This window comes from Methylobacterium sp. WL18 (assembly GCF_008040015.1).
Taxonomy (GTDB): Bacteria; Pseudomonadota; Alphaproteobacteria; order Rhizobiales; family Beijerinckiaceae; genus Methylobacterium; species Methylobacterium mesophilicum.
This window is the reverse complement of sequence record NZ_VRVD01000261.1, coordinates 1-6,481: the sequence shown is the minus strand read 5'-3', so window position 1 is coordinate 6,481 and position 6,481 is coordinate 1. Positions and strand designations below refer to the sequence as shown.

Genomic DNA, 6,481 nt, shown 5'->3' with positions numbered 1-6,481 from the left:
AGGAAGGCGAGCCCGCGCGGCGAGGCCCCGCCCTGGACCAGGCGCGTCATGTCGATCCCGGACAGCCGGATCCCGGCCTCGGCCGGGCGCACGAGCGCGTCCCAGAGCCCGACCACGTAGGTCTCGATCTCCGGGGAGGCCTGGATCGCCACCTGGATCGCGCTGGCGATGGCGCCGAGGCGGGCCTGGTCGAGCACGCCCTCGGCCACCTCGCCGATCAGCCGGTCGGTGTCGTGGAAGCGCGGATCGAACACCAGCGCGCGCCTTGCCTCAGCGTCGCGGGGCGCGTCCATCCCGATCTCCATCAGGAAGCGGTCGCGGGCGGCGGCGGGCAGCTCGAAGGTCTCCTCGCGCTCGACCCGGTTGCGGTCGGCGAAGACCTGGAGATTGGGGAACCGGTACTCCCGGGCGAAGGCCGAGACGCTGCGCTCCGCCATGATCCGCAGGAGCAGGGCATGGACCTGCGGGCGCGCCCGGTTGATCTCGTTGAAGAAGAACACCGCCAGGTCTTCGGCCTGCCGCAGCACGGGCCCCGGCTCGACCCGGGGGCGGCCGTCCTCGGCGAGGTAGGTGTGATAGATCAGGTCGGTCGGCATCATGTCGACCGTGCCCTCGACGCGCTCGTAGGCGCCCCCCAGGGCCCGGGCGACGGCCCGCAGCAGGGTGGTCTTGCCGACGCCGACATCGCCCTCCAGCATGACGTGGCCGCGGGCGAAGATCGCCGTGGTGACGAGGCGGATGACCCGCGCCTGGCCGACCACCGCCTTGGCGACCTCCGCCTCGAAGCGGGCGGCCGAGGCCCGCCAATCGGTGAGCGTCGCGTCGCCGGGATGGAGCGTGTTCATCGCGCTGGTTCCGGGACAAGGCGGCCGGCCTCGGGGAGAGACCGGCCGGAGAAGTCGAAAACGTCAGGGTTTCAAAAGGTCGGGGACCTTTCACGGGTCCGGGGCGGAGCCCGGGTGTCTCCGGGGCCAAGTCAGAAAGACCTGGCCCCGAACTCCGTCTTAGTTCGCCGAGATCTTGCTGACGTCGTATTCGAACTTGCCGGTCTTCTTGGCGTTTTCGATGCGCTTACGGTTGCGCTCTTCCATCAGCTTGACGGACTCCGCCTGCTTGCCGACCTCCTTCGGGTCGTGCTTCGGGTCGTACTTCGATCCCGCGACCTTCTCGGGAAAGCCGGGCTTCGGCTCCCAGCAATTGCCCGGCGCCTTGCAGGTCTGCCCGTCATAGGCCAGCGCCGGCAGGGCACTGAGCGCCCCCGCGGCCACCATCGCGGCGGTGATCATGACTTTGTTGCGCATCGTCGACTCCTTGCGTTCGCTCCCAGGGCGGCCCGACGGGCCGTTCTTTGGCGCCGGCTCGGCCGGGCGCTGCTCCGCGCGGACGCTCACTCCAGCGGCTTGCACTGGCCGGGGGCGTCCTTGGCGAAAGTCTCGCCTTCCTTGAAAGGCGTGTAGTGTTTCTTCTGCTCGTCGGTTAGCCAGGCGGCATCCTGGACCGGGCCGGTATAGAGATGCCGGATCCAGGCGATGACCTGCAGCGCCTCGTCGGGGTTCAGATCTTCGTTGTGCGGGCCCATCATGCCGTTGGCGCCGCCCCAGATCGTGGCGAACAGGCCGGTATCTTCGGTGTTGGCCGGATAGGTCCAGTAATTGTCGTTGAGGCCGGGCCCGACCTTGCCCTCGGCGAGATGGCCGTGGCAGCCGGAGCAGGAGGTGAGGTACAGGCTCTCGCCGTTGCGCAGGCACGCCTTGTCGTCGATGTAGATGTTCTTGCCGTTCTGGAAGAAGGTCTGGACCGCCTGGGTGTCGCGCCCGCCGGGCTTGCCCTCGGCGAGGTCCAGCGGCTCCCCGGTGATGGTGTTGCGGAAGATCAGGCCGGATTGCGGCCCGGATTGCGGCTGGGCCATCACGGCGGCCGCACAGAGCGCCGAGGCGGCGCCGGCCAGGATCATCAACCGGATACGTGCAGTCTTCGTCATCTCACATTCGCTTCACGGGGACTGGATCGCGCGGCCCTCGCTCGCCGGCCGCGCGGCGAGGGTCAGTTGGTGGCCACCGGCACGCCGTCCTGCTTCAGGATCGCGTCGATCCGGGGCTTGGCCTTGACGATGGCGGCGTCGAGGGCGTCGCGCAGGGCCGTGTCGTCCCGGCGCACGCCCATGGACTGGTCGAAGCTCTGCGGCATCTTGCGGCCGTCGCTGCTCACCGTGTCGTTGGGCACGAGGGTCATGCGCAGGGGCACGGTCGAGTCCTTGACGTAGCGGGCCACGTCGGGGGCGAAGGCGACACCCACATCCGCCTTGTCGTTGGCGACCTCGCTGACGATCCGGGCCGGATCGATCTGCGTGTACTGGTTGCGCGGCGCCCGGAAGCCGACCAGCGAGTAGAGGTAGGCCATGTCCTCCTCGTAGCGGCCGATATCCTTCAGCATCGCCTCGCCCGGCGAGCCCAGCGGGACGACCATGTGGTCGACCGTCTTGAGGCGCGGGTCCGACCACGACTTCACGTCGAGGTCCTTGTCGGCGCGGGTGATGAAGACGTACCCGCTGCGGTAATAGGGCTTGGTCGCCAGCACCCGCGAGTCGTCGCTGTCGAGCCCGACCACCACGTCGCAGGTCCGCTTCTCCAGGCCGTCGCGCACCAGGTAGATCGCCGGCTTGTCGAGCCAGACGAACACCGGCTTGCGCCCCATCGCCTCCGCCACCGCGGCCGCGACCCGGTTCTCGAGCCCGGAGCCGTCCCGCATGGACAGCGGCGGCTGTTTCTCGGAGGCGCAGATCCGCAGGATGGACGGGTCGGGTTTGGGCGCGGCCTTGCCGGGCGCGGACTGGATGGCCTGGGCCTCGGATTCCTGAGCCCGGGCGTTCTGGGCCGGGATCGCCAGGGCGAGCAGAGCTGCGGCGCAGGTCGCCGCGCGAAGGAGTCCGCCGAGGAGCGGCATGGTATCGTTTCCCTCAATGAGCCTTGTCGGGGGGCGCCCCGTGGGCCGGGTCCGCCGAGCCGGGGCTCCGCCGCCCGAGCGGGGCGGCGGAGCGGTCGGGCGCTATGACGCGCGGATCAGGCGCGGCTTACTTTGCAGCGTGCTGCGCGTACTCGCCGACGTTCGGGTCGTCGTACGGGCCCTTGCCGTCCAGCGAGAACACCACCACGCCGCCACCCATCTGGGTGTAGTTGGCGAGCTTCTTGAAGGCGCCGACCGCGCCGAGGCCGGCGGTCGGATCCTGCAGGTCGAACACCAGGCCTACGCCCGGCCAGCCGCCGACGCCGTAGTAGATGGCGACGTACTGGGTACCCTTGTGGGTGTAGGTGATCGGATAGCCGATCGCCCCGGACGGCAGCTTGAACTTCCAGAGCAGGTCGCCGTTGTCGGAGTCGCGGGCCTTGATGAAGCCGTCGAGCGTCCCGTACAGGACGAGGTTTCCGGCGGTGGCGGTGGTGCCGCCCCAGACCGCGAAGCGCTCCATCTTCTCCCAGTTGAACTTGCCCGTGATCGCGTTGTAGCTCTTGATCTGGCCGAGACCTTCGTAGTTCTGCCGGTCACCCTTCGGGCCCGGATACATGTTCAGCGTCGCGCCGACGAAGAACTGGCCTGCCCGGTAGGGCAGCATGAAGGGCTCCCAATCCATGCAGATGTGGTTGATGCCCATGTAGAAGGCTTGGCGCTTCGGATCGTAGGAATCGTGCCCCTGGTTGTGGTAGCCCATCGCGGAGGGACAGATGTCCTTGGCGAGGTGATCCATCCGGGTGCCGTATTCCGGGTCGCGCACCGGCGTGCCGGACTTCAGGTCCACCGACTTGAACACGTTGACGGTGTCGTCGATCTTGTTGGCCGTGACCAGCGAGCCGTCCGTGCGGTCGAGGGTGTAGACGATGCCGTTGCGGTCCGGGTGGGTGAGGAGCTTCCTCATCTTCCCGTCCTTGTCCTTCTGCTCGGACAGCATCATCACGTTGACGCCGGCATAGTCCCACTCGTCGTGGGGCGTCTTCTGGTAGCCGAAATGCGCCTCGCCGGTGTCGACGTCCCGGCCGAAGATCGTCATCGTCCACTTGTTGTCGCCCGGACGCATGGTCTCGTTCCAGGGCGCCGGGTTGCCGGTGCCGAAGTAGATCATGTTCGTGCCCGGATCGTAGGCGTACCAGCCCCAGTTGGTGCCGCCGCCGATCTTCCAGGCGTCGCCCTCCCAGGTGGAGGTGCCCAGGCCCTTCTGGCCGTAATGGGCGTTCTTGATGTTGAAGTCCTTGGCGAGCAGCAGGTCCTCGTCCGGGCCGGTCGCGTAGGCCCGCCAGACCTGGGCACCGGTCTTCACGTCGTAGGCCGTGAGGTAGCCGCGCACGCCGAGCTCGGCGCCCGAGGAGCCGATGATCACCTTGTCCTTCACCACGTAGGGGGCGATCGTCAGCGTCGAGCCGACCTTGATGTCGGAGTTCTCGACCTTCCAGACGGTCTCGCCGGTCTGCGCGTTCAGCGCCATGACGTTGCCGTCGAGCAGGGTCTTCAGGATCAGCGCCGGCGTCTTGCCGTCGCCCGGCCAGTAGGCCAGCCCGCGGTTGACGAGATCGCAGCAGGCGACCGACCGGGCGGCCGGGTTCTGCTTCGGCTTGTCCTGCCACAGGATCTTGCCCGGATCGTCGAGGTCGAGCGCGAAGGTGTTGTTCGGGAACGAGGTGTGGACGTACATCTTCCCGTCGACCACCAGGGGCGCCCCCTCGTGACCGTTGAGCAGGCCGGTCGAGAAGGTCCAGGCCGGCTTCAGCTGCTTGACGTTGGTCTTGTTGATCTGCGTCAGGTCGCTGTAATTGTCGGAGTCGTAGTTCTTACCGGGCATCACCCAGTTGTCGCCGCTTTTCGACTGCTCGATGAGCTTGTCGTTGGCGAAAGCCGCGCCCGTAAGGCCGACCGGCGCCAGTGCCAGGATCGCCAGGGCCGAGACGGAACTCGCTAGCCTTCTCATGATGCATCTCCTCGCCAGGCCGCCTCGCCGTCAGGCTGCGCGGCTATTGATTGTTGCAGTGCAAGATCGATCGCGGTCGGTCGCATCGATAGTCAGCTTTATTTGCGACTTAGAGACATTCGACCTTTATGATCTGCTTATTAAGATCTTGTCACCTTTCAGTTTTATGCGCCAATGCCCGATGATGTCTTCAGGCAAGCTGACATTTGTTGTCGGGATAATTTGGCAACGCCGCCGGGAAGGGGCGTAATACGCTCGGCCCGCTTGACCGCCCCCCGGTGCCTGCCCACAACAATGCTCCCGGCCGGGCTCACCCTCGGCCTCCAGTCTTCGGGGCCGACGAATGGGCTCGATACGGTCCAGAGCGCGCTTTGCTGCGGAAATGCCGGTCGTCGGCGAAGCCGTCCGCCCGGCTCCGGGCCGCCTCGGGATCCGGCTGCTCGCGGCCCTGCTGGCGTTCGCCGGTGCGGCCCGGGCGGAAGACCGGCACAAAGCCCCATCGGAGGACCGGGCCGGCCCGCCCCGCCGGATGGCCGCCCTCTACCCGCATGACGGGCGCCGCGACCTCACCGGGGCCGATTTCGACCGTTTCAGGGGGGCCGGCATCCTGTGGTGCCGCAGCCGCGACGGGGTGCCGCAAAAAGCCGCGGCGGCCTGGCTGATCGCGGATCCATCGACCGTGGTGTTGAACGCCCACAATTTCCGCGACCGCCGCCTCGCGGTCACGCGCTCGGTGGCGGATTGCTACTTCCAGATCGGCGGCCGCAACTACGATTTCGAGCCCGACAGCCTGGTGCTGGGAACCGCCCCCGGGGCGGACGGCCTGCACATCACCGACGATTGGGCGATCCTGCACCTGACCCGCCCGGCCGAGGCCGTCCCGCAGCCGCTGCCGGATCCGCCGGATCTGCCGATCGGGGACATCGCCCTGCCGGTGACCATGGTGTCCCCGGCCGGCCACGGCAATTATCGGGGCCCGAGCAGCCTCGAGCGATGCGCGATCCGCCGGATCGACCCGCCGAGCGAGGATGCGATCCGGCGCGCGCGCCACGATTGCAACGACGGCTACGGCGGATCGGGCTCAGGCCTGTTCGACGAGGCGGGCAGGCTCGTCGCCTTGCAGAGCGCATCCCTGGCGATGAATTCCCGCAGCCGGTTCGACATCGAGTTCCACTACGGCTCCGCGCTGCTGTTCGAAGGCGGACTTCTGGCCGCCCTCCGCGGTCGCGCGGAGGCGGGCGGACGCCGGTGAGGGCGCCGCCGCGGCGTCAGCGCCCCGTCATTTGCGCTGCCCGGTGGGGTTCGGGGTCGCGGAGGTGTCGGGCGCCACCGCGGGATTGACGGGCGTGACCATCGACCAGCGGCCGGCGATCGCGATGATCCCGGCGAACAGGGCGACGAAGATGCCGATGAGGATGAGGCGCTTCATGAGGCTGGCTTGCGGCGTCCGGGCGGGTCGAGACCGGCGGAAAACGGCGCGGGGCCGGCGATCGATCCGCGCTGCGACGCCGCCGCGCAGTCCGTCCC

At 68.1% G+C, this 6,481-nt stretch carries 7 protein-coding genes; 1 reads left to right on the top strand and 6 read right to left on the bottom strand.

Annotated features, from left to right (window positions below; genetic code table 11):
• The 5 genes from FV228_RS17585 to FV228_RS17565 all read right to left on the bottom strand — a co-directional run.
• The coding region (locus FV228_RS17585) for a MoxR family ATPase (protein WP_147855810.1) at nucleotides 1-845 on the bottom strand (845 nt) is incomplete at its 3' end.
• Nucleotides 846-1,004: 159 nt separating this feature from the next.
• On the bottom strand, nucleotides 1,005-1,301 hold the full coding sequence (locus FV228_RS17580) for a methanol dehydrogenase [cytochrome c] subunit (RefSeq protein WP_187277794.1): 297 nt from the start codon (nucleotides 1,299-1,301) through the stop codon (nucleotides 1,005-1,007).
• A gap of 86 nt (nucleotides 1,302-1,387) precedes the next feature.
• On the bottom strand, nucleotides 1,388-1,954 hold the full coding sequence (gene moxG, locus FV228_RS17575; protein ID WP_147855811.1) for a cytochrome c(L), periplasmic: 567 nt from the start codon (nucleotides 1,952-1,954) through the stop codon (nucleotides 1,388-1,390).
• Nucleotides 1,955-2,043: 89 nt separating this feature from the next.
• Nucleotides 2,044-2,943, bottom strand: coding sequence for a methanol oxidation system protein MoxJ (moxJ, locus tag FV228_RS17570; RefSeq protein WP_147855809.1), 900 nt, complete (start codon nucleotides 2,941-2,943; stop codon nucleotides 2,044-2,046).
• A 127-nt stretch (nucleotides 2,944-3,070) separates the two neighbouring features.
• On the bottom strand, nucleotides 3,071-4,954 hold the full coding sequence (locus FV228_RS17565) for a methanol/ethanol family PQQ-dependent dehydrogenase (protein ID WP_147855808.1): 1,884 nt from the start codon (nucleotides 4,952-4,954) through the stop codon (nucleotides 3,071-3,073).
• A gap of 382 nt (nucleotides 4,955-5,336) precedes the next feature.
• Between FV228_RS17565 and FV228_RS17560 the strand changes: the two genes are divergently transcribed.
• Nucleotides 5,337-6,206: a trypsin-like peptidase domain-containing protein gene (locus FV228_RS17560; protein ID WP_147855807.1), complete on the top strand. Its 870-nt coding sequence runs from the start codon at nucleotides 5,337-5,339 to the stop codon at nucleotides 6,204-6,206.
• Between the two features lie 27 nt (nucleotides 6,207-6,233).
• Here the strand turns inward: FV228_RS17560 and FV228_RS33765 are convergent.
• Nucleotides 6,234-6,481 (bottom strand): hypothetical protein (locus FV228_RS33765; RefSeq protein ID WP_210247807.1); only part of this gene is annotated, 248 nt, incomplete at its 5' end.